The following is a 23,487-nucleotide window of genomic DNA, read 5'->3' on the forward strand; positions in this document are numbered from 1 at the left end:
AAACGCTTTAATCGTAGACAAGTTGACCTTCTTCGTAACGCGTTTTCACCGGGCACACCATGAGTGCTGCACGCTGGCCAACTGCCACATGACGGTTAGGGAACACAACCGCTTCTCCCTCATTTTTCGCCATGAGCGGTTTGTCACCATCATGACCAAACACTTCACCGTGCTTAAACGAGGTAAAGTTTTCAACGTCGTCATCAAACATGAAATCAAAGTCATCATGCAAACGCACGATAGTCCGACTGACACGGTACATTACAGGGGCACGCGGCAAATGCTCAGCTTCGCTGGAAGCAATCAAATCTCGCATTGCCAAATCAAAGGCGACCAGTTTATCGAGATCATTTTCTCCAATACGAGCCACTCGTCCCAACTCAACTGTCAACGCCTGCGCTGCAAAGTTTTCGGCACTGAACCAGCTAAATGTGCTGGAAGGCGCGTTAGAGAACATCACCGCATCGATATGACCACTCGCGACAAACTCCATCAACGCTTTACTGCGTACCGGGTGGCGCGTTTTCGGGCTCACGACAAAGGTGTAGTGTTTGGACAAACGGATCGCACAGTGTAGATCTAGGTGCCAGCGTTTATCAGATGGCGTGTCTTGATAAAAATCAGCAACAATACGTTTCAGGTTCTGCGCAATGGCCAGCTCTTTCGTTGGCTCATATTCTTTATCATCGAACAAACGGTTAAGGTTCATTTCAAGGAAGCGGGTATGAGCGTTCGTTGACTCAGGGTGAGCAATGATAAACAACAAACGTTCTGTCACCGGCTGGAAGCCAGACTGGATATCAGAAATGATTTTATCCACTAACTCCATAGGTGCGGTTTCATTACCATGAACACCACAGGAAAGAATGATGTGTTTGCTGTTTTCGTCCAACGTTGATGGGATGACTTCCAGAACTCCGCGTTCATGAAGCTTGAACACAGTGCCGTTCGCAACAGTAATTTCCCCTGCTGGCATCTCTTGTTCTAAGTTCAGGCTGTCAAAAAGAAAAGATTGGCGAAAGAGGTTTTTCGTCATGCGCTACTCCTTTATTGCACAGCGGGTATGTTAATGAATTGTTCAGGCAATTTATGTAGCCACGATCTCACTTATCAAGAGAAAACCCGTGCTTCATCGTAAAAAACTCAATTGCCACGCCCGATACCATTTTCCGTTCGGGATAGAATGCTTTCGCTGTACATAAAACAACCGGGCAGACTCCCTGCCCGGCTTGCTGATTATCATATCATATTTGTGGTGAATTTATTCTTGATCCAACAGAGATTCAAACTCATCAATCTTGGTTTTCACCATATCGACGCTTTGTTGCCAAAATGCTTCACTATCCAAAGCCATACCTAAGTGCTTCTGAACCACATCTTCAGCCATCATCGAACCAGTATCGCGCAGAAGGTTAACGTAATCTGAATAGAAACTCTCACCTTTCGCTTCACGTTGTGCATACACGCCTTTGCTAAACAGGTAACCAAATAAATACGGATAGTTGTAGAAACTGACTTCCGAGATAGAGAAATGCAGTTTACTTGCCCAGAAATAAGGATCCGCTTCCGTCATTGATTCGCCGTACCACTCTTTCCAAGTTTGGCTCATCAAGTCACACAATTGCTCAGCGCTGAGCTCACCTGACATCCGCTGCTGATAGAATTCTTTTTCAAATTCGAAACGAACAGGAATATTAATCATCAAGGCATAACAACTAGAGAGCTCTTCCCACAGCATCTCGAGTTTTTCTTCACGGCTCTGTACTTGTTCAAGCAGATAATCACGCACAATATTCTCTGCAAAGATAGACGCCGTTTCTGCTAGCGTCATTGGGTAGCGTGTCTGGCACAGCGGCATATCTCGCATCACCCAGTTATGAAAAGCGTGCCCTAGCTCGTGAGCGAGAGTCAGTAGATCCGAACGACTTCCACCCCAAGTCATAAAGACCAATGGTGAGCGTGTAGCTGCAAACTTAGTGCAATAAGCCCCAAGTCTTCTGCTGGCAGAAGGCGCGGCATCAATCCATCCATTTTCCATCATCATGGCGACAAATTCCGCCATTTCACCATCCACCTGTGCAAAGGCCTTAGTAATGATGTCAATGCCCTCGTCAAAGCTATAGACCTTAGGCTCGCCGTCAGTCAGGCTAGGCATACCTGCTAAGTGGTTCCAAGGTTTCATCTCATTCAGGCCATGAACCCGAGCCATGAGTAGGCCAGCTTTTTGCCCCACATGACGATTGTCTTTTGCGACTTGCATCATCGCGCTCAGCGTATCTGCTTGAATACGGCTGTCGTAGAGACTGGTATCAAGAAAGTGAACGTCTTTAAGGTGAGAGCGTTTTTGATTTTCTGTATGACGCCAACCAGCTAACGCATTTAGAATCCCAGCAAAGCTTTCCTGATGGGTCTGCATCGCTTCTTGAATGCCACGCCAAGCGGGCTCTTGATTGTCGAAATCTGTGCCATACAAAATACTGGCAGCCTGGGAGAAACCAATACGGCTCTCTTCCCCTTCTTTCAGTTCCACCTGAAGTGCGCCTGTGATATTGTCGTACATTCGTCCCCAAGCATCGCGGCCATCCACCTGCATGGCTGACAATAACTGCTCTTCAGCGACACTGAGCTTAGTATCTGCCTGCTTTCGTGTGCATTCGATCTGGAATGCCTGACCAAATACATCGCCGTTTTCATGGTTCAAAACTTCAGAGATAAATTCTTGAGGCGCATTGGTTAGAGTGTCTTCATAAGGGGTAAATGCTTGCGATAACTCTGAGCTCAATTTGGCAACGCGGCCAATCATGGCTTTAGCATCACTGTTCATCGCATCAACAGACGCGTGACAGCTTGCAAAGGTATTGATCGTCGCAAGCAGTTTTCCTGCGGCTTCGCTGGTCAATATTGCGTTTTGCATTACCGTGACCGAACTGCGCTGATCGACGTTTAGTCCCAATACCTGAATGCATTGCTGAACCAGCGCTACATCTTGCTCAATTTTACTATCGTCCAATCCTTGGTAAGCAATAGACAAATTCCAGCTTGGTGTCGTCATGTTTTAATCCTTTATGTGAAGTGGTGTGCCAATAGAACACACTCGCTGATATAGACTGTCCGCTTTGGTAAGTTGAATATGAGTTAGGCTCTGATTGCCTATCTGTAAAACGGAGTAAAGTGCGGGGTTTCGCCAGTCTAAATTTAATAATGAAGCCAATATCATACGTATGGTACCACCATGGCAGATGATTAATGTGTCCTCTTCGACACTCTCTACCAGTGAGCCCCATTGCCTGCTAACGCGCTGATGAAACGCTTGCAGTGTTTCAGCTTGCGGTAACTCGACCGCCGCAGGGTCATTCCAAAATCGTTCGAGTAGTGGCCACTCTGATTTGATAGAATCAAATGGCTTTCCATCAACCTCACCAAAATCCATTTCTCTAAGATCATCTTCAATCGATAAAGAAAGCTGGGGGGTCGTTGCAGCCAGTAAATCAGCTAAATCAGCACAACGGCGAAGAGGTGAAGTGATAATATGTTCAAAACTGATTGAAGCCTCTAACAAACTTTGGCAAATCGCTTGCTGTGTGCTGTGAGCGACTAAGACATTGCTCGCTCCGTTGAGCGCCGGTTCGCCTAACGTTTTTCCATGTCGCAATAGGTAAATATTAACTGTCTTCACGCGACTTCTCTTTCAGCACCATAGGCAACCCCGCCGCAACAAACGTTACTTTATCTGCTACCTTCGCGATGGCTTGATTCATCCAACCCGCATGATCAACGAATAGGCGAGTGACTTCTCCCATTGGAATCACGCCTAACCCTACTTCGTTAGAAACAACCACTAGATTAGCTTCACTGGCAGCCAGCGTTTTTACCAAACGCCCCACCCTGTCAGATATCTGGTGTAGCTCAATAGGTTGGCCTTGATTGTAAATGACGTTATTTATCCAAAGAGTTAAACAATCAATCAACACGATATCTTGAGATGTAAAGCCTTCGATCTGCTCTTCGAGAGCATTCGGGCACTCATGCTCTACCCACCCGCTGCCTCTGCTGATTTTATGATGAGCAATTCTTACCGCCATTTCATCATCAAAAGCCGTTGCAGTCGCAACATAGTGACGTGTGTAAACAGAGTGGCTCTCAACGACCAGTGATTCTGCAAAACTGGATTTTCCTGATCGAGCTCCGCCCAATATCAGATGTACACTCATTCACTCACCTTAAAGACCAGCCAAGAACAATCATGTAAATCAGCAGTTCCATAATTTGCTGAGCGCCGCCTAAGCAATCCCCCGTAAAACCACCTATTCGTTTCATCAACCAGTGTTTAAACATAATACGGAAAATAACGGTTATACCGACGATCACAGCGACCAATTCAAAATCAAACCACAATAAAGGTACCAACGCCGATACTGCCAGTATGGCTAGCTCACTTTTAGATTGTTGATTCGCAAGTGGCTTACTTTTGCTGGCATCAGGGTCACTCACATAAGGCATGTCATAAATGAGCGATGCAGCCACGGCGCGGCTTAGCGTGTAAGCAGCAACGATAACCAATAAAACATTCGTCAATGATGCAAGCTCAGTTAGCAGGACATACTTACCCAGTAACGCCATCACCAGCGCGCTAGCACCATAAGTACCAATACGGCTGTCTTTCATAATGGTTAAACGCTTTTCCAGCGTCATCCCACCACCAATGCCATCTGCCATGTCCGTCAGACCATCTTCATGAAACGCGCCAGTAAGCAATAAACTGAACACCATCATGACAACAACCGCCACATTAGGGCCCAATACACTTTCAGCCAACCAATACACGGCCGCACATAATGCGCCTAAACACAGACCGACTAACGCGAAATAGCGGCCCGCTTGATTCATGCGTGATTCAGAATAAGGCGTAGACGGAGGTATTGGTAGGCGAGAAAAAAAGCCCAAAGCCAGCCAGAACAATTCAAGTTGATACTTGAGGGTACTGATCACACTGTCACTCCAGCATCTTCAAAACTTGCCATTGAGTTGTAAAACTCAGCTGCTGCACGAACCAAAGGGACAGCAAGCGCTGCGCCCGTGCCTTCACCAAGGCGCATTGACAAATCCAACAAAGGTTTGGCGCCTAATTCTTCAAGCAGAAGTTGGTGCGCCAACTCCTCTGACTTATGGGCAAAGATCATAAATTCGCGACATTCAGGTTGAATCAAACTCGCGGCATAAGCGGCCGTTGTGACAATAAAACCGTCAACAATAACCGGCGTCTTGGTTTCACAGGCAGCTAGGAAGGCCCCAACCATCTGAACGATTTCAAAACCGCCCACTTCGGATAGAACTTGGTAAACATCCAAACCTTGGCATCGTGAGACTCCTTTATCGACTAGAGCCATCTTTTTCGCTAACTGTTCAGGAGTAATTCCTGTGCCTAGACCAACACATGACTGGGCATCCTGACCTGTCAAAGCTGCAACTATGGCAGCGGCACTTGAGGTATTCCCAATCCCCATTTCACCAAACATGAAAAGGTTGCAGCCTTCATTGACCGTTCGCTTAACCAGCTCGCGACCAAACTCAATACCCTGTTGGACTTGCTCACTAGACATTGCCGCTTCATTGGCAAAGTTTGCCGTTCTGTCACCCAGCCTTTGCACTACAAAGTTAGGCGCTGCCGCCTCTACAGGAATCAATATTCCCGTATCAACCACTTTAAGCTCAATCTGGTTTATCCGACAAAAACAATTGATTGCCGCCCCACCAGCAAGAAAATTTAACACCATTTGTTGAGTCACTGCACTTGGCGCGATGCTAACACCTTCGTCCGCAATGCCATGGTCACCAGCAAAGACGATTGCTGTAGGCTTTACAATGCTCACATTAGTGACGGCGTCACCTTTTAAATTACTCTGAATCAGTGCGAGCTGGTGGGCAAGTGACTCTAACTGCCCAAGAGCACCCAGTGGTTTAGTTTTTTGATTGATTCGATGCCAAATAGCATCTGAATAAGATTGATCTAACATACAGCTTTATTTCGGTCTGGCGACAGTAAAGGTTTGGTCTAGATTGGCGTATTGGCTGCCACCTAAACGAGAAAGAGGATTCACTTTTAGTGCATCAACAACTAAACGTTCTTGGTTATCTCCAATCACTTCCGGCGCAATGTATATGTCTTCAATTTGAGCAAAGATTAGGCTTTGAGGTGTTTCCCCAATTTCTTTAACTTCAAACAGCTTGCACCCGAAAGCAATTGGGCAATCTTTGATTCGGGGTAATTCAAACCCTTCAAAATCGATGAGCTCTAGAGCAGCTAAAGCGACTTCAGATTCTCCGTGCGGCAATGTTGCCGAAGTCTGCGTCACTTGTTCCGCCAAGTCAGCATTCGCGATATGCACCACCATTCGACCTGTCTCAAGAACATTACGGGTTGTGTCTTTGATTTCTCCGGTCGGTTTCTTACCTACAGAGAACATCAACAGAGGCGGATTACTAGAGACAGGCGTGAAGTAGGAAAATGGAGCCAAGTTGTAATCAGTTTCACCAGACTCCGTCAAAACCCACGCTATTGGCCTTGGAATAACAGTTTGAGTCATTAAGTGGTATATCTGAGTGGGAGCGAGAGTGCTAGCGTCGATATTCATCTTGTTCATCCTTTTCGTATCGCGAGTCCCCTGTGAACCTCAGAGTGTAACGTGAAATCAGCCAGTTAACACCCCTATCAATCGGCGGAAAAAGACTATTCTCGTGTCATTTTTGCAATCAAATTGATACCAAAAATGAAACTTTTTCCATTTATCACCTATCTTATTAAATGGGTACAACCTAATCGAACGCTAACTTATTGAATTGTAACAACCTGAATTTTAGACGGCATAAAGACTGCATTAGATATTGCCGTAATGAGGTTAACCCAACTTTGATAGTGCAAGGAGGTTTGTATGTTTGCCAATCAAAAATCAAAGAAACAGAAGCAACACAAGTCGAATCAAAAGACTCAAAAACGAGTCCCTCTCTCTCTTACTTGACCACTCCACCATCAGAATTGGCCTCGTTAAACGGGGCCAAACGTAATCCAATTTTACTCGCAACCTAAAAGATTGATCACAGACTTTCTGTGTTTGTTGTTAGATGCTCTGATCGTCACGATTAGCTAAAGGTAAGAAATTTGTCTGAGTCTAGAGATCTGGTCGTTATGGTCGCCGGAGCAACGGGGTTAATAGGAACCGAGCTCATCAAGCAAATGTTAGAAGAAGATCCTGTCACACGTATCTATGCGCTTAGCCGACGTGAACTCCCTTTTTTCCACCCAAAGTTAGAAGTCCTTCAAAACAAGCAGCTTCAAGTTCAGGAGTGGGACGCAGATAAGCCTTCACCTAAATATGGATTCATCTGCCTAGGCACAACCATTAAACAGGCAGGCTCCAAGCAAGGACTAGAGCGTGTTGATTATGAACTGGTGTGTGATGTCGCCCAGACAATGAAAGTACTTGGTGTCACTCATCTGGCTGTCGTTTCAAGTTACGGTGCCTCTGTACGTTCTCTTTCCCACTACCTTCGCTGTAAAGGGAAGATGGAAATGGCGATTGAACGTTTGGGTTTTGAACATATCACCTTCGTTAGACCAGGCCCTTTAGTGGGTTTAAGAGACACACCGCGCACTGACGAAGCCATCGTACAAGTCGTCCTAAAATCTTTGCGCCCTCTGATGTTTGGCAAACTCGCAAAACTCATACCGATCCAGGCAAGCGAAGTAGCGAAAGCAATGCAATATGGAATTCTTACAAATGCTGATCGAAAGCTTCAGACATTGGACAGTATTCAGATGCGAAACTTGATTAATAAATATCAATAATTCGACGGTTTCTGCTGACTTTTGAGCAAATTAGACTCAGCTCGCATCTTTTAATAACTTAAATACATATCAAATATCTTTTTTTCATTTCAATCATACATTTCAAATCATTATCGTTTGTTACAGAATTTAATCCTGTAATTAATTTACTCAATAAATACGTTACAAACACTCAATAAGGACTATCAATTATGTCAGTAGCGGCTATCGCTTCATTAGTGGCATTTGTCGGCATTCTTTTCTTCCTCTACGGACAGCAACGAAAAGAGAATACGCTATCCCGACTCGTACTATTGGGCTTGGTACTCGGCAGCTCATTTGGTCTAGTACTGCAGCTTGTTTTTGGCGAAGGTAACCCTGTCATCGCTCAAACCTTAGAATGGGTTAACGTCGTTGGCCGTGGCTATGTTGGCCTGCTTAAAATGGTCATCATGCCACTCGTTCTTGTTTCTATGATCGCAGCCGTCGTCAAGCTTGAGAAAGGCGGTTCACTGGGCAAGATTTCAGGCCTCACCATTTCTGTGCTACTCGCTACTACAGCGATTTCAGCAATTGTGGGCATTGTAATTACCCAAGCGTTTGGCCTATCAGCAGAAGGGCTGACAGAGGGCGCGCGTGAAACTGCTCGTATCGCAGTGCTAGAAGATCGCGTAGGTACTGTCGCTGATCTCACTATTCCACAGATGCTGGTAAGCTTTATCCCTACCAACCCATTCGCTGATCTGACAGGTTCTCGTTCTACTTCCATTATTGCTGTCGTGATCTTTGGTGTCCTGACTGGTATTGCTGCACGTAAGGTGATGGCGGAAAAGGAAGAGTTGGAAGCGCCAATTCGCACTTTTGTTGAAGCAACTCAATCTGTTGTGATGCGACTAGTGAAAATGATTATGGCGCTCACGCCATATGGTATTGCGGCGTTGATGGCGAAAGTTGTCGCGACATCCAGTGCAGGTGACATCCTGAATCTATTGGGCTTTATCGTTGCCTCTTACGTTGCAATCGCCCTAATGTTTGTTGTTCACGGTATTTTGGTGTCATTCGTTGGTGTGAGCCCGAAAGAATACTTCCAGAAGATTTGGCCAGTACTGACATTTGCATTTACCTCACGCAGCTCAGCCGCAACTATCCCACTTAACGTGGAAGCGCAAATCAATAAGCTACGCGTGCCACCTGCAATTGCGAACCTTTCAGCGTCATTTGGTGCAACCATAGGACAAAATGGCTGTGCGGGTATCTACCCTGCAATGTTAGCCGTAATGGTTGCCCCAACAGTGGGTATCGACCCAATGGATATCAACTTCATCCTATCCCTAGTCGCAATTATCGTAGTAAGCTCATTCGGTATCGCAGGCGTGGGTGGCGGTGCGACTTTCGCTGCGCTAATCGTGCTTCCAGCAATGGGGTTACCAGTAACCATCGCTGCGCTGCTTATTTCAATCGAACCTCTGATCGATATGGCGCGAACCGCGCTCAACGTCTCTGGCGCTATGACGGCTGGCACCATAACCAGTCGTATCCTTGGCGATAAAGTCTCAGACGAAGAGCTTGAAGCTCAACAAGCCTAAAATGACCAAGCCCTGAGTGAACAGCTCGGGGCTTTTTCTATCCGCACAAATTTCTAGCAATCAAGCGCTTCCCGTTTGCCTTGTCTCGGTCTCAATGGTCTAATACCCGAGTGAATTTCAAAGACTTGGTAAAGAGATAATGCAACAAGCGCATCAACCTACGTTTTTCTTTTTTGATTATGAAACGTGGGGAACCAGCCCAGCAAAAGACAGACCGTCCCAGTTTGCGGGTGTACGCACCGACATGGATTTTAATATCATCGGTGAGCCTCTTGTTATCTACTGCCAACCGCCTTCAGATTATCTTCCATCACCCGAAGCCGCGCTTATCACTGGTATCACACCTCAGACGGCGGCAAGTAAAGGGTTACCTGAGCCGGAATTTATTGCTAAAATTCATGAGCAGTTGTCCACGCCAAACACCATCAACTTGGGTTACAACAGCATTCGATTTGATGACGAAGTAACGCGATACACCTGCTATCGAAATTTCATCGATCCATATGCATGGAGCTGGCAAAACGGCAACTCTCGCTGGGATTTACTTGATGTCATGCGTGCCTGTCACGCCCTTCGCCCAGAAGGCATTAATTGGCCAGAGAATGACGAAGGTTTTATCAGCTTTAAGCTAGAGCACTTGTCCGTTGCCAATGGCATTGAACACGAGAATGCACATGATGCGATGGCTGACGTTATAGCAACGATTGAAATGGCTAAAAAGGTAAAAGCCGCTCAGCCTAAGCTCTTTGATTATTTCCTTAGCATGCGCCACAAGCGCAAACTGAACGAACTCGTCGATATCGTGAATATGACACCGCTTATGCACGTATCGGGTATGCTGGGGCGCGAATGCAATTACACTAGCTGGGTGGTTCCGGTCGCTTGGCATCCAACCAACCAGAATGCGGTGATTGTTGTCGATTTAGCGAAAGACCCTCAGCCGTTGTTGGATTTAGATGTAGAACAACTTAATGAGCGTCTCTACACCAAACATTCTGAACTTGGCCCAGACGAACTGCCTGTACCAATCAAACTTGTCCATCTCAACAAGTGCCCTATTTTAGCTCCAGCCAAAACATTAACTGCTGAGAATGCAGCTAACATAGGCATTGACAGAGAAAAATGCTTACAAAACCTTGAGCGACTAAGACAGCACCCTGAGATTAGAGAAAAACTCAATTCGCTATACAGCATCGAGAGAGAATACGAAAAGAACGATGATGTTGATACTATGCTTTACGATGGTTTCTTTTCTCCTGCGGCAAAGCAATCAATGGATATCATACGAGAAACTGAACCCAAGAATCTTTCCGCCCTTGATATCTCATTCAGTGACGACAGAATTGCTCCGCTTCTATTCCGCTATCGCGCCAGACATTTTCCGTGGACATTGGATGAGAGTGAACAGCAAAAATGGGCAGCACACAGCCGCGAATACTTCGAAAGTCGAATAGAAGACTACATGTTGAATTTGGAAAACTTAGTTCACGAGCATGAGAGTGACGAAAAAAAGATAGCTATCTTAAAATCTGTTTACCAATACGTTCAAAAGCTAGTATCTTAACAACTTATTGCCTGCACCCTATAAAACTCAGGCCTCATCAAACAATAAAAAACACTACGTTGATCGAGGCCAGTGAGCAAACTGAACCCACGGTTCAGGGCTTACACATACGCAAAAGTTGATAAAATTTGGACGACACTACCTATGGCGAAAACCTTGCTTAAATACGTCGTATCTATGGGGCTGATTTTCCTCTGCCTCATGGCAGGCATTAACATTCAAAACCTTCTAGATATATCTATTCCGGGTAGCATTATCGGCATGCTTATCCTATTCGCTCTGCTTGCAAGTGGCTTAGTACCTGTAGAATGGGTACGCCCAAGTGCCACTCTGTTTATTCGCTATATGGTGCTGCTCTTTGTTCCGATCAGCGTTGGGCTTATGGAACACTTCGATCTGCTATATAACAATGCCCTACCAATCCTCGCTAGTGCCGTCGGTGGCACATTCATTGTACTAGTCTTGTTAGGGCTGATGTTGGATAGAATGTTGAAGCGAGGTGAGCAATAATGTGGCTGCTGGTAACGATTATCGTATTTCTCTCTGCACGCTGGCTTTGCCAGAAGATCAGCAGCCCTTTTATGAACCCTCTGTTAATCAGTTTAGCAGTGATGATTCCGCTACTTACGCACCTCAAGGTTCCGTTCGAAACTTATTACAATGACAATGAATGGATTAACTTTCTACTGCAACCCGCCGTGGTTGCGCTCGCTTACCCTTTGTATGAGCAACTTCCACAAATAAGAGCTAACTGGCGAATCATTATGCTGGCGTGTGGTGTCGGTAGTGTCATGTCGATGCTGACAGCCACGGTTATCGCCTCATATATGCAAACAGATCTCTCCTTAATCGCTAGTCTACTAGGTAAATCTGTCACGACTCCGATTGCGATGGAAGTGTCCAGCCACCTAGGTGGAGAACCTGCCATTGCGGCTATCCTAGTTTTACTGGTTGGTCTGTTTGGCGCCATCTTGGCTTATCCAATTTACAACTTACTTAACATCACACATCCTATTGCAAAAGGGCTGACCATGGGCACAGTTTCTCATGCTCTAGGAACCGCGACTTGCGCAGAAAAAGATGCTCAAGATGCCGCTTTCAGCTCTTTGGCACTTGTAGTCTGTGGGGTGATTACCTCAATCCTTGCCCCTTCATTCTTTGCACTGGCTGTCTGGCTTGCTACATAAGATCCTTTGCGTCGGGTTGCTTATCTCCGCATTCCGACGCACATCACTCTATTGAATGCTGCAATCGTTATCATGTGTGAGCTCACTCTAATTGTGAAACGACAAATCTCATTACACTGAATTATGTGACAAACATCTCAGCAAAGTTCTCTGTGTTACATAAAATGAAATACCAGTATCAGGGTAAGCCACTCTAAACAGGTAACTCAGGCAGACCCGAAGATATCTACTATTGCTTAAACAAGGATCCAATATGAGAAGCCGCATTGAACAAGCGCTGTCTGAAGCGCCAGCTAAAGTCGCAGAGTTTCTTTCTCCTATTTTGTTAGCGGACGATTTTGACGCAACGCTCTCTCCAGCACAATTTGCAGAGCTATTAACCATTTCAGGATTGGAAGATGATGAGCTACGTGTAGCCCTGCTTCCTTTTGCAGCAGCTTACTCTTATGCGCCTATCTCGAAATTCTACGTGGGTGCCATTGTTCGCGGACTCACCGGGCGTCTTTACTTTGGAGCAAACGTAGAGATCTTAGGCGCTCAACTTGGCCAGACGGTACATGCAGAACAATCAGCAATCAGCCATGCTTGGATGAAGGGCGAGCAAGGCATCTCAGATATCACAATCAACTTCAGCCCTTGTGGCCACTGTCGTCAGTTTATGAACGAACTAACGACCGCAGACGAGTTGGTGGTACAACTACCTCAACGTGATGAGAAAACGCTGCAAGAATATCTACCAGAATCCTTTGGTCCATCGGATCTTGGTATCAAATCTGGCTTAATGGCATCCATCGATCATGGCAAAAAGTGTGAAGAGTCCGATGAGATGGTATTGAAAGCACTCAATGCGCTTAATAAGAGCCATGCCCCGTATACTCACAACTTGAGTGGTGTAAGCATTAAGCTAAAAAATGGCAAAGTATACCAAGGCGCTTATGCTGAAAACGCAGCATTCAACCCTAGCCTTCCACCTTTACAGGTTGCACTTATCCAGCTCTTGCTTGATGGTGGATCATTTGATGATATTGAAACAACAGCACTTGTAGAAATGTCTGAAGGTACGATTAGTCACCTTGCAGATACGCAGTCTACTCTGGAAGCAATTAACCCAGATATTCCTGTTGCATATCTAGCCATCTAATCGGGTAAATGAAAAAAGGCGCTGTAAATAGCGCCTTTTTTGTACATTTAAAAAATCAAACATCAAAAAAAGGGGTGGGATCGACCTCAAGGTTACATGGTGCAATCGCTTTTTCGATTTTATATTGGCTATTTTTAATATCGACAAAGCTGACGTCGACAAAGCGCTTATATTTACGCGAATAAAAACACTTCACTTCAGGTTTTAAGGGCTCATCGGCATTCGATGTCCATACAATACCTACTCTTCCATCATTTAGCTCGACCAATGCCCCAACAGGATAAACACCAATACAGTTGATGAACTTATAAACCAAGTCTCGATCGAGGTGAAACGGCGTTAGGCTCAATATTATCTTAAACGCCTCTGCTGAACTCATGCCTTTTTTATAACAACGGTCCGCCGTCAATGCATCGTAAATATCAACAATGCAACTCATTCGGCCATGGAGCGGAATTTCATCCCCTTTCAACCCTTTTGGATAACCATTCCCATCCAACTTTTCATGATGCATCAAGCAGACGTCTCGGCTAATGTCTCCCAATCCATCAACAGTAAAGATGATCTCTTCGGCAAACACCTGATGCAGCTTCATATGATCAAACTCTTCAGGAGTGAGTTTACCTGGCTTATGGAGGACTTTATCATCGACTTTTATTTTGCCGACATCATGAATGATGCCACCAATCGCTAACTGCTTAAGCGTATCTTTTGGCAACTCAAGATGTTTACCAAACGTAACTAGTAAAGTTGCAACATTGACTGAATGCTCAAGCAGATACTCGTCTTTACTGCGAAGTGCAGAAACACAATGTAACGCATCCGAATCAATTAAGACTGCTTCAATAAGATCATCGGCCCAACCTTCTAAGTCATCGACATGAATCGACTTGTCATCAAATGTTTGGTTAAGAATCTTTTGAGCAAGGCCTTTAGCTTCACGGATAATCTTCGACGCTTTCTTCTGCTTGGAAAAGCGGCTCATAGATTTGCGTTTTACTGGAGTGGCAGACACGTCTTCTTCAGGTGGTTCCTCTTCCACTACAGGTTTGAAAACACTCCCTTTCGCGGAGAGGCTTTGGTCCACCCACGCAAATTTGATCCCATTTTTAACAAGTTGCTGAATAGCCTGCTGGGAGGAAACCCTACCTGCATTGGCTAAATTGACGCGTTTGTTATCTTCGATTGCGGTAACAAACATCCCAACCATTAACGTATCAATCGGAACCTTTATTGAGTTGCTTGGATCGTACTTCATCTATGGACTATGGCTGCTATTGTTATTTCTATAGTTTTAATGAATTATAAGCTCAAACTCATCACTTTACTTAAGCATTTGCTCTATTGATACGTCACATATTTAAGAATTTTTATGATACGTGGCAAGCAGGTTGTCTTAGATGCCCTTATTCCCCCAGTACACTCTTAAACAAAGACGAAATCATCGCTCACAAAACTAATTGTCCAGATTGTGTACTAGAGCAGATTTTGAGTTGCTAGACTAAAACCACCCACTCGACGCAAACGTTTGCTTTTTGCGTTTATATCCGTATGATTCGTGTCAACTTCATATCCGCTTATTTAAAAAGGTTATCTATGTTTGGTACTGCAACTCGTAAGAACGCGACCCGTGTTTTACTGCTCGGCTCCGGAGAACTAGGGAAAGAAGTCGCTATAGAATGTCAACGCCTAGGCTTGGAAGTCATCGCTTGCGACCGATATGAAAACGCACCAGCCATGCAGGTTGCACACCGAAGCTACACATTGGATATGCTTGATGGTGAAGCACTAGAGCAGATCATCGCCAAAGAACAACCTGATTACGTAGTGCCTGAAATCGAAGCCATCGCCACAGACAAGCTTGTTGAGCTTGAAGCTAATGGGCTCAATGTTGTGCCAACAGCCAATGCAACTCGCCTAACAATGAATCGCGAAGGCATTCGTCGACTGGCGGCAGAAGATCTTGGCCTCACCACCTCTCCTTACCACTTTGCAAGCACCTATGAGGAGTTCACTCAAGCCATCGAATCCGTTGGCATCCCATGCGTATGTAAACCAATTATGAGTTCTTCTGGCAAAGGCCAAAGCGTTATTAAGTCAGTAACAGATGTAGAGACAGCGTGGCAGTATGCCCAAGAAGGTGGCCGCACTGGTGCTGGACGCGTCATTGTTGAAGGTTTTATCGATTTTGATTACGAAATTACCTTACTGACAGTCAAAGCTGTGGATGGTATCCACTTCTGCGCTCCGATTGGACATCGCCAAGAAGACGGTGATTATCGCGAGTCATGGCAACCTCAAGCGATGTCCGATGCGGCGCTATCTGCCGCCCAAGACGCCGCCGGCAAGGTTGTAAACGCATTGGGAGGCCGTGGTATCTTCGGCGTAGAACTATTCGTTAAGGGCGACACCGTTATTTTCAATGAAGTCTCCCCTCGCCCGCATGATACCGGATTGGTCACTCTCATGTCTCAAGACAGTTCTGAATTCGCACTTCATGTACGCGCATTCACTGGCCTACCTATTTCAGGTATCACCCAGTACGGACCTACCGCTTCAGCTGTGATTTTAGGGCAAGGCCAATCCGATAACCTTCAGTTTGAAGGAATGGCAGATGCTCTAGCAACACCACAAACTCAGCTACGTTTATTTGGAAAACCTGATATCAATGGCCGCAGACGCCTAGGAGTGAGTATCGCTCGTCGAGAGACCATTGAGCAGTCGATAGAAAGTGCCGTTGCCAGCGCAGATAAGATAAAAATCGTTTATTAAAACAAAAGCCCCTGAGCTTATTCAGGGGCTTTCATCATTAACTTTCAATCAAATACACTTCTTCGGCGAAGCTGGATAAACCTTTCTTCGCTATCTTAGGATGATTTTCATCTGCGTCATCACGATACAGTTTTGAAATTTTATATTCTGAAAACAGCTGACGAACTTCACTTTCGGTGACTGAGAACGGTGGACCCGCCATTTCAGCTTGGGGATAATCTAACGTAACTAACAGAATTCTTCCGCCCGGCTTCAGCAGCGATTTAACGCGTTGGACGTAATCTGCGCGCATTTCTTCCGGTAAAGCGACCAGAGCGGCACGGTCATACACAATCTCTACTGGCTGAACGGGTGCGGTAAAGATGTCGCCAGTGTAAATAGACAGCTCATCAAACTGGTACAATTCATGCTGGCCGTTTACAGGGATCACCGTAGGCGTATAAAAATGTTCAGAAAAAAATGAGCGCACCGCGATTTTGCTTAGCTCAACACCCTGAACGTCCTCGTGTTTGGTCGCTAGCCAAACAAGATCTTCTGTTTTGCCACATAGTGGGACAAACACTTTATCTTCTCTACTTGGCTTGGTTTCGGACCAATACTCAACCAGCAGCGGGTTTACGTCTTCTAAGTGAAAACCAATTTGGTTTGATGCCCATTTACTGTGCCAAAATTCTGGATCTTTCATTTCAATTCCCTACCTGACGTGACTGCTTCATAGCCTATACGAAAGCGTTTCTTAGTGGTATCCCTCAAGCTGTATAAACCGTTCAGATTAGGTTCAGGTAAGGTGTTTATACTTATTTACAACTTGAGAATGAACCATAAGGAAATCGGGCACTCAAACAAATTGAGAGTTAGTTCAAACAATTACACCATAGGGTAATTCCTACATTGTAATTCGCCAGCTAGCCCCCATATAGATATTAGAGATTGGTACGTTTTGGTTGTTGAGCCTTTTCTTACACCGTTTACACAAGACGCTACGAATCTAAGGAGAGTGAATGAGCCTATTTTTGCGAACTACGGCCCTGATGCTTTTAATGCTCAGCCGTGCGCCAGCTTTCGCCGCTATTCCAACAGCACCCGGTAGTGAGGAAAATCGTTCGACTAACCAGAACGAAGTCTGTTCCAAAGCATTCAAACACAACCTGAGTGGCCTGTATGGCATCCAATCCACACCAACAACTCCACTTCAACCCTACTCTGACTTCGACATTCTATACAGCAAAGCACACCAAGCTCAGGCTGAACTAGAAATGATCTGTAAGAGCACTGCAATGCTAACTTCAACAGACGCCCACTTTGCAGGTGTGAAATCTGCAGAGCGAGCAAAGCAAAAGATCGCCTATGAACTTGATGGTGATGCTGAGCGTATTACTGACCTTGCCCGTGCGACGATTGTTGCTGATGACATCGAGGGCTTGATGTCAGCTTACGAAGTGTTGAATCGTGAAACCACTGTGGTAAAAGTAAAAAACCGCTTTAAGAAACCCGGGGCTTCAGGCTATCGTGACCTAAATCTATTGGTCCAGCTTCCAAAGACCAACTTGATTGCTGAAGTCCAGCTACACCTTAAAGCCATTGCTGATGTAAAAAGTGGTCCAGAGCATGACTTGTACGAACGTATTCAGAAAATCGAACGTCAAGCGGCTTCAGAAAGCCGAGATATCAGTGAGTTTGAATTCGCCCAGATTAAGTCAATGCGAGCTCAGTCGAAAGCGCTTTACCAAGAAGCATGGCAGCCTTATATTACTACCCATCTAAGTGCCGCCTAGGCCTAACTAAATGCTAACAGCCCCTTCTAATGAAGGGGTTGTTTTTCAAGGAAGATGATGACCCCACAGCAGCAAGCGTATCTAAACGAATACCTCACCACACTCACACCTCAACAGCGGGAATCAATACCAGACACCATCGCTGAATATTTTTGTGCTGACGAGTTTAATGCCAACGAATGTGCAAGGTTGATTAATGAAGGTACAAAGCGAGCGTCTTGCAGCCTTAAACAAGGCTACGACATTGAGCAAGAGCCTCTTCCTCAGGTAGGTCGCATTACAGTGGTGCTTAACTGGCAGCAAGAGCCGGTTTGTATCATTCGCCTAACAGAAGTTTCTATCTGCCCTTTCGATCAAGTAACTGAAGAGTTTGCCCGCTCAGAAGGAGAAGGTGATCTGAGCTATGAATGGTGGCGTGACGCGCACATTAAATTCTTTACTCAGTACGCTGGTGAGATTGGCGCCAAATTCGATTTACAGTCCAAATTGGTACTAGAACGATTCGAAAAAGTGTATCCACTGTAAAGCTTACCCAGCCCGACTGCTGAGGGTTAGCCAGACGTCCATCAGCACATATCCGATCATAAATTCGGCACGCGATAAAATCATAAACTATCATTTTATCAGTGACATAAGAATAAGAAATGAATCTATGATCCTTTGCAGGCAGTTTTTCCTCTCTCTCATTCCTCTGGTAATCGTTAACGCTGCGTGGGCACAAATCGACTACGGACCTGTACAAAGCTATACACAATCGCCCTTCCATACCAACAGTTTGTCACCTCAGCTCCGCTCTGGATTCTCAATGGATGTAGACGATATCGAGGTCTATGGTACGGGTACCATTTCAAGTATTTGGGCCGTCACTCCAGACTACGAGTTAGACTACTACCAAAATCAAATCGCCGTTGGTGGGAAATGGCAATTCTCTTCAGAATGGCAACTAGAGCTTAGCTATCGCTGGAATTACGCTGGTAATAACCACCTAGATCGATTAACCATTGCGTTTCACGATTGGGTTGGCATTGACCAAAATGGCCGAGAGGATGTGGACAACGATCGCTTTGTGATCAATATGCCTGACTATGGCATAGAGTTGGAAGACTTCCGTGGAGAAAGCCTAAGTCACGCGATCACCAGTTACATGCAATACCAATTTATCAATAAAGAGCATCACGGGCTTTCAGTCGGGGCATCTCTTTACTACAACGACACCAAACATGGCATTTTCAGTTCTTCAGAATTCGAACAAGGTATTCAGCTAAACTACGGCTATCGCCGCGATAAACACTCTCTAGACACCCTACTTGCTATCACTTTTCGCAATACACCAACAGTATTCAAAGATATGCCCTATCGCTCTAGCACCTGGACAGTTGGAGCTAGTTATCGCTACCAGCTATTGGAAAGGCACCATCTTATTGGGCAAATCGCTTTTCATGAGGGCGTATCAGATGGGGAGGATGAATTTTCCAAGCCATCGACCGAATTCACCTTTGGCTATCGTTACCAGATGGAAAACTCAGCCATTGAATTGACTGCAGTGGAAAACATGTTTAACGCAGATAACAGCACCGATATCGCCTTTGGAATAGGATACCGGTACCGCTTTGGAGGTTCAGATAACCAAGCTTAAACTGAAAGCACTCGGCTAACCGCAGAGCTGATTTCAGCATCGCTGGCGTTAAGGCTCAGAGAGAAAGAAACGTACTGGTCACCTCGCATGCTAAGCGAACGGTCAACTTCCGCTAAACAATGCATAACACTGCCATCAAGTATGAATGACAACTCTATTTCTTTCTTGTTAATGAAGCCATTGTTGCGAAATTCTATCTCCTGATAGCAACCAGATTTAGATGAGAAGTTGCTGCCTCGCAAATGCCCTTTTTCCACATCTGCTTTGACCATTCCAAAGCCCGCTTGCTCTATAGCTGAAATCACTTTGGAAGCGACAGGCAGTGCTTTCACTTCAACGAAATCGCGATCTTTAGGGTCAATCGCGAAATCGATGTCTAGCGTGGTTTCTACCCATACGTGGCACTGATTCTTCATTGCATTCAGTGCCGTAATTGGGGTCTCATCATCTAGCTTTAATTCAAACGGAACCTGTTTATGTTCCTGAGGCTGAATGGTGAAAGGCTGAACCGCTTGAAGACTACCAATGGTGAAATTCTGATAGCTGGCACCGTTATCACTCTCCACTTTAACTTCAGTACAAAGCTTGAGATTAATGGCATCAATTTGCTGCTCAACATCGCCACCCTGAATATGAACCACGCCCTTCAGAGTTTCTCCCTGAAACACAGACATACTCTCAAGAACCGTATCCACTTTTGCAGCTCCAATTCCCAGTGACGCCTTTAACTTACCAAACATAAGGTTTCCTTTTACTTTCTATGTCGTTATTGTTTCTGATTAACATGCGCGGTTATCGAGTCGCAAGACATTTATCTGAATAATGTGTAAACCATCGGTTAGACTGCTTAATCCGCAACCAGAGTTGCAATTTCATGACAAATGAACCACCATTTGTATAGTCAAATACATAATTATTAAATCATCATGAGCCAATCGCCATTATATCTTCAAATAAAACAATATATTACTGACAAAATTGATTCCGGACATTGGCCTGTGGGTCATCGTATATCGACTGAACTTGAGCTAACAGAACAATTCAAGGTTAGCCGAATGACGGTAAATAAGGCGATTCGCGATTTGGTCGCCGAAGGAAAGCTTCAAAGACGACCTAGAGTAGGCACTTTTGTCTGCGCTCCCGATGATAAAGCGGAATCTCCATTACTGGATATCCAAAACATTGCTGAAGAAGTGAAATTACGGGGTAAAACATACTCTAGTAAGGTAATTAAACAAGCCTCGATGCTCGCCGATGAAACTGTAGCAATAAAGTTAGGGGTGATGTTGAACAGCCCGATTTTCTATAGTGAGATCATTCACTTTGAAGATAATTCGCCTATTCAATATGAGCTTCGCTGGGTAAACAGTGCCTACGCGCCTGACTATCTTGAACAAGACTTTACCCAAATCACCCCAAACCAGTACCTATCCGAAAATTGCCCACTAAGTGCTATCGAACATACCGTTGAAGCCATCGTTGCAGATGATGAGGTGCGTACTGCCTTGAGACTCGGGGCTAACGAACCTTGCCTGCTACTGAACAGAAGGACATGGAGCCAAGATAAACTAGTGAGTTCTGCATTGCTTTACCACCCGGGCACTCGCTACAAATTAAGCTCTAAAATATTACTCGGTTAAAGCATTTCATACTTTTTACTGATCACATTTTTGCAACAAGCCACTTGATCAATTGTTATACCTGAACAATTATTTGTATATACATTTGAACTTATGGACTCAATTACATGCTTGGAAGCGCTTCTTCATCCTTAAACATCGACAGCCAAGAATTGCTGCTAACCAATGCACGGCTGGTCTCTATGGTCGCTGGATCGCAAGGGTATTCCGTTTCTGAGCCAAGTAGCCTTCTTATTAAGGGTGGAAAGATCACGCAAATCGGTGGCTCCGAGCTTTCTTGCGCCAACTCTTATGATTGTAAAAACCAGTTGGTCACACCTGGGTTTGTTGATTGCCACACTCACCTAGTATATGCAGGCAATCGCGCCAATGAGTTTGAAATGCGTCTTAATGGTGTCCCATACCCAGAGATTGCCAAGCAAGGTGGCGGAATTCTATCAACCGTTCGTGCAACGCGAGAAGCAAGTGAAGAAGCTTTAATTAACCTCGCCCTGCCACGATTGGACGGTTTGATTCGAACTGGTGTCACATCGGTAGAAGTAAAGTCGGGTTACGGTCTGACTGTACAAGACGAGATCAAAATGCTACGTGCAGCAAAAGCACTAGAAGATCACCGTAAGATTCGAATCACCACAACATTACTCGCAGCACATGCCCTTCCTCCAGAGTATGCGGGTAAAGCGGATGACTACATTAAACTGGTATGCGAAGAGATTATTCCTCTTGTCGCTGAGGAGAAGCTAGCCACCAGCGTCGATGTGTTCTGCGAATCGATTGGCTTCAACTTGGAACAAACCGAAAAAGTCTTCGCCGCAGCCAAGCAATACGGTCTGCATGTAAAGGGTCACACTGAGCAGCTATCTAACTTAGGCGGCACAGCCCTAACCGCTCGCTACCAAGGGCTGTCAGCAGATCATATCGAATATCTCGATGAAGAAGGCGTAAAAGCACTAGCCCAATCTGGAACGGTTGCCACGCTGCTGCCTGGGGCGTTTTACTTCTTACGAGAAACCCAATTACCGCCTATTGAGCTACTTCGTCAACACAATATTCCAATGGCAATTGCAACGGATCTTAACCCAGGCACCTCGCCTTTCTCAGATTTGACTATGATGATGAATATGGGCTGTACACTTATTGGCCTAACACCTGAGGAAACATTGCGTGGCGTGACTTGCAATGCTGCTCAAGCGCTAGGCTTCGGTGACAGCCGAGGGCAAATTCAGCCGGGATATGATGCTGATCTTGCTATTTGGGACGTGAGCCACCCTGCCGATTTCAGTTATCAGCAGGGTTTGTCACGCTTATCTGCTCGCGTGGTAAACGGAGAACTGGAATATGTCTAACCTACCAACGACTAACCAGGATTTTCACTGGCAAGGACGCCATGACGCTGAAGATGGTGCGATGGGAAAACGCGTCCATCACGTTATCAAACAGCTGCAAGTACAGGATCTTGAACCTTACCGAAACGCTGTGAGCATCTTGGGTTTTGCCTGCGATGCTGGTGTTGCACGAAACAAAGGTCGCGTCGGCGCTAAAAAAGCACCTGATTTGATTAGACGAGCACTTGCCAACATGGCTTGGCATAAAGAAAGCGCACTTATCGATTTAGGTAATGTCGTCTGTGAAGATGACTTGCTGGAACAATACCAATCAGAATGTGCCGATGTCATCGCCGCAGCGCTTCGCTCTACTCCAGTTATCACACTAGGCGGTGGCCATGAAGTGGCTTGGGCTTCCTTTCAAGGACTTGCGCGCTACTTCGAGTACTTAAACCCAGTAACGCCTCCTAAGATTGGTATCATCAATTTTGATGCTCACTTTGATTTACGTGCGTTTGAAAGCAGTAATGCCGATGTAAAACCCAGCTCTGGTACACCATTCAACCAAATTTATGATTACTGCCAAAAGCACGACTGGCCATTCCATTACGCCTGCCTGGGTGTCAGCAGAGCCAGTAACACGCAAGCCTTGTTTGAGCGAGCCAAAGAGCTCAACGTGTGGTTCGTTGAAGACAAAGATCTCGCACATCTAAACCACATCTATCATCTAACCCAGTTGCAGCATTTCATCGATAATTGCGATTACATCTACCTCACCATCGATCTTGATGTTTTCCCAGCTGCGACAGCTCCGGGCGTCAGCGCTCCTGCCGCCAGAGGCGTCAGTATGGATACGCTGGCACTCTTTTTGGACCGAATTTTACACTACAAACAGAAGTTGGTTATTGCCGACATCGCTGAGTACAACCCTACCTATGACGTTGACAGTCAGACGGCGCGGTTAGCTGCAAGGCTTTGTTGGGATATTGCTAACGCCTTTTCCGAAAAATAGAAAAAACAGAAAGGAAAGCGACTAGAT

23 protein-coding genes are annotated in these 23,487 nt (G+C 45.4%); 13 read left to right on the forward strand and 10 right to left on the reverse strand.

Annotated elements, in window-relative coordinates:
- Positions 1-7: 7 nt before the first annotated feature.
- The 7 genes from QMA41_RS02820 to QMA41_RS02850 all read right to left on the reverse strand — a co-directional run bounded on the left by QMA41_RS02820 (position 8) and on the right by QMA41_RS02850 (position 6,632).
- Positions 8-1,036 carry a succinylglutamate desuccinylase gene (locus tag QMA41_RS02820; RefSeq protein ID WP_006962046.1) on the reverse strand — a complete coding sequence of 343 codons (1,029 nt, stop codon included), beginning with the start codon at positions 1,034-1,036 and terminating at the stop codon, positions 8-10.
- Between the two features lie 225 nt (positions 1,037-1,261).
- Positions 1,262-3,052, reverse strand: coding sequence for a M3 family oligoendopeptidase (locus tag QMA41_RS02825; protein ID WP_281628786.1), 1,791 nt, complete (start codon positions 3,050-3,052; stop codon positions 1,262-1,264).
- Positions 3,053-3,055: 3 nt separating this feature from the next.
- The gene (locus QMA41_RS02830) at positions 3,056-3,676 is read right to left on the reverse strand and encodes a histidine phosphatase family protein (protein ID WP_281628787.1); all 621 of its coding nucleotides are present in this window, start codon (positions 3,674-3,676) and stop codon (positions 3,056-3,058) included.
- Positions 3,663-4,211 carry a bifunctional adenosylcobinamide kinase/adenosylcobinamide-phosphate guanylyltransferase gene (gene cobU / locus QMA41_RS02835; RefSeq protein WP_281628788.1) on the reverse strand — a complete coding sequence of 183 codons (549 nt, stop codon included), beginning with the start codon at positions 4,209-4,211 and terminating at the stop codon, positions 3,663-3,665. The genes QMA41_RS02830 and cobU overlap by 14 nt, the downstream gene beginning before the upstream one ends.
- A gap of 4 nt (positions 4,212-4,215) precedes the next feature.
- Positions 4,216-4,989 (reverse strand): adenosylcobinamide-GDP ribazoletransferase, encoded by a 774-nt coding sequence (locus QMA41_RS02840; RefSeq protein ID WP_171354705.1) that lies wholly within the window; start codon positions 4,987-4,989, stop codon positions 4,216-4,218.
- Positions 4,986-6,014 carry a nicotinate-nucleotide--dimethylbenzimidazole phosphoribosyltransferase gene (cobT, locus tag QMA41_RS02845; RefSeq protein WP_281628789.1) on the reverse strand — a complete coding sequence of 343 codons (1,029 nt, stop codon included), beginning with the start codon at positions 6,012-6,014 and terminating at the stop codon, positions 4,986-4,988. Before cobT ends, QMA41_RS02840 begins: the two co-directional genes overlap by 4 nt.
- Positions 6,015-6,020: 6 nt before the next feature.
- Positions 6,021-6,632 carry a flavin reductase family protein gene (locus tag QMA41_RS02850; protein WP_277683993.1) on the reverse strand — a complete coding sequence of 204 codons (612 nt, stop codon included), beginning with the start codon at positions 6,630-6,632 and terminating at the stop codon, positions 6,021-6,023.
- Positions 6,633-7,156: 524 nt separating this feature from the next.
- Between QMA41_RS02850 and QMA41_RS02855 the strand changes: the two genes are divergently transcribed.
- The 6 genes from QMA41_RS02855 (at position 7,157) to cdd (ending at position 13,300) form a co-directional block, all read left to right on the forward strand.
- Positions 7,157-7,843 carry an NAD(P)H-binding protein gene (locus tag QMA41_RS02855; RefSeq protein WP_281628790.1) on the forward strand — a complete coding sequence of 229 codons (687 nt, stop codon included), beginning with the start codon at positions 7,157-7,159 and terminating at the stop codon, positions 7,841-7,843.
- 191 nt (positions 7,844-8,034) lie between these two features.
- Positions 8,035-9,408: an L-cystine transporter gene (locus QMA41_RS02860; RefSeq protein ID WP_019275867.1), complete on the forward strand. Its 1,374-nt coding sequence runs from the start codon at positions 8,035-8,037 to the stop codon at positions 9,406-9,408.
- 139 nt (positions 9,409-9,547) lie between these two features.
- Positions 9,548-10,972 carry an exodeoxyribonuclease I gene (gene sbcB, locus QMA41_RS02865; RefSeq protein WP_281628791.1) on the forward strand — a complete coding sequence of 475 codons (1,425 nt, stop codon included), beginning with the start codon at positions 9,548-9,550 and terminating at the stop codon, positions 10,970-10,972.
- A 144-nt stretch (positions 10,973-11,116) separates the two neighbouring features.
- Positions 11,117-11,482, forward strand: a complete 366-nt coding sequence (locus QMA41_RS02870) for a CidA/LrgA family protein (RefSeq protein WP_006962035.1) — start codon at positions 11,117-11,119, stop codon at positions 11,480-11,482.
- Positions 11,482-12,159 carry a CidB/LrgB family autolysis modulator gene (locus QMA41_RS02875; protein WP_006962033.1) on the forward strand — a complete coding sequence of 226 codons (678 nt, stop codon included), beginning with the start codon at positions 11,482-11,484 and terminating at the stop codon, positions 12,157-12,159. The genes QMA41_RS02870 and QMA41_RS02875 overlap by 1 nt, the downstream gene beginning before the upstream one ends.
- Positions 12,160-12,412: 253 nt before the next feature.
- On the forward strand, positions 12,413-13,300 hold the full coding sequence (cdd, locus tag QMA41_RS02880) for a cytidine deaminase (RefSeq protein WP_281628792.1): 888 nt from the start codon (positions 12,413-12,415) through the stop codon (positions 13,298-13,300).
- Positions 13,301-13,355: 55 nt separating this feature from the next.
- Here the strand turns inward: cdd and QMA41_RS02885 are convergent, their stop codons facing one another.
- Positions 13,356-14,558: an HD-GYP domain-containing protein gene (locus QMA41_RS02885; protein WP_031343039.1), complete on the reverse strand. Its 1,203-nt coding sequence runs from the start codon at positions 14,556-14,558 to the stop codon at positions 13,356-13,358.
- Positions 14,559-14,896: 338 nt separating this feature from the next.
- Here QMA41_RS02885 and purT point away from each other — a divergent pair, with 338 nt between their 5' ends.
- Positions 14,897-16,072, forward strand: coding sequence for a formate-dependent phosphoribosylglycinamide formyltransferase (purT, locus tag QMA41_RS02890; RefSeq protein WP_281628793.1), 1,176 nt, complete (start codon positions 14,897-14,899; stop codon positions 16,070-16,072).
- Between the two features lie 37 nt (positions 16,073-16,109).
- Here purT and QMA41_RS02895 read toward each other — a convergent pair whose 3' ends face one another.
- A complete protein-coding gene (locus QMA41_RS02895; protein WP_006962023.1) occupies positions 16,110-16,757 on the reverse strand; it encodes a thiopurine S-methyltransferase in 648 nt (215 codons plus the stop codon).
- 316 nt (positions 16,758-17,073) lie between these two features.
- Here QMA41_RS02895 and QMA41_RS02900 point away from each other — a divergent pair, with 316 nt between their 5' ends.
- The 3 genes from QMA41_RS02900 (at position 17,074) to QMA41_RS02910 (ending at position 19,483) form a co-directional block, all read left to right on the forward strand.
- Positions 17,074-17,847: a phosphoribosylglycinamide formyltransferase gene (locus tag QMA41_RS02900; RefSeq protein WP_006962022.1), complete on the forward strand. Its 774-nt coding sequence runs from the start codon at positions 17,074-17,076 to the stop codon at positions 17,845-17,847.
- A 57-nt stretch (positions 17,848-17,904) separates the two neighbouring features.
- Positions 17,905-18,372, forward strand: coding sequence for an ASCH domain-containing protein (locus QMA41_RS02905; protein ID WP_281629158.1), 468 nt, complete (start codon positions 17,905-17,907; stop codon positions 18,370-18,372).
- Positions 18,373-18,499: 127 nt separating this feature from the next.
- Positions 18,500-19,483: a DUF3187 family protein gene (locus tag QMA41_RS02910; protein WP_064488212.1), complete on the forward strand. Its 984-nt coding sequence runs from the start codon at positions 18,500-18,502 to the stop codon at positions 19,481-19,483.
- On the opposite strand, the gene QMA41_RS02915 is transcribed toward QMA41_RS02910, so the two are convergent.
- A complete protein-coding gene (locus QMA41_RS02915) occupies positions 19,480-20,223 on the reverse strand; it encodes a sporulation protein (RefSeq protein ID WP_065740236.1) in 744 nt (247 codons plus the stop codon). The two genes, QMA41_RS02910 and QMA41_RS02915, sit on opposite strands and share 4 nt — an antisense overlap.
- Before the next feature lie 186 nt (positions 20,224-20,409).
- Between QMA41_RS02915 and hutC the strand changes: the two genes are divergently transcribed.
- The 3 genes from hutC to hutG all read left to right on the forward strand — a co-directional run bounded on the left by hutC (position 20,410) and on the right by hutG (position 23,460).
- Positions 20,410-21,123 (forward strand): histidine utilization repressor, encoded by a 714-nt coding sequence (gene hutC / locus QMA41_RS02920; protein WP_029236085.1) that lies wholly within the window; start codon positions 20,410-20,412, stop codon positions 21,121-21,123.
- 107 nt (positions 21,124-21,230) lie between these two features.
- A complete protein-coding gene (gene hutI / locus QMA41_RS02925) occupies positions 21,231-22,469 on the forward strand; it encodes an imidazolonepropionase (RefSeq protein WP_281628794.1) in 1,239 nt (412 codons plus the stop codon).
- Positions 22,462-23,460: a formimidoylglutamase gene (gene hutG, locus QMA41_RS02930; protein WP_038511950.1), complete on the forward strand. Its 999-nt coding sequence runs from the start codon at positions 22,462-22,464 to the stop codon at positions 23,458-23,460. Before hutI ends, hutG begins: the two co-directional genes overlap by 8 nt.
- The last annotated feature ends 27 nt before the right edge of the window (positions 23,461-23,487 follow it).

Source organism: Vibrio sp. St2, assembly GCF_947311885.1.
GTDB lineage: Bacteria > Pseudomonadota > Gammaproteobacteria > Enterobacterales > Vibrionaceae > Vibrio > Vibrio coralliilyticus.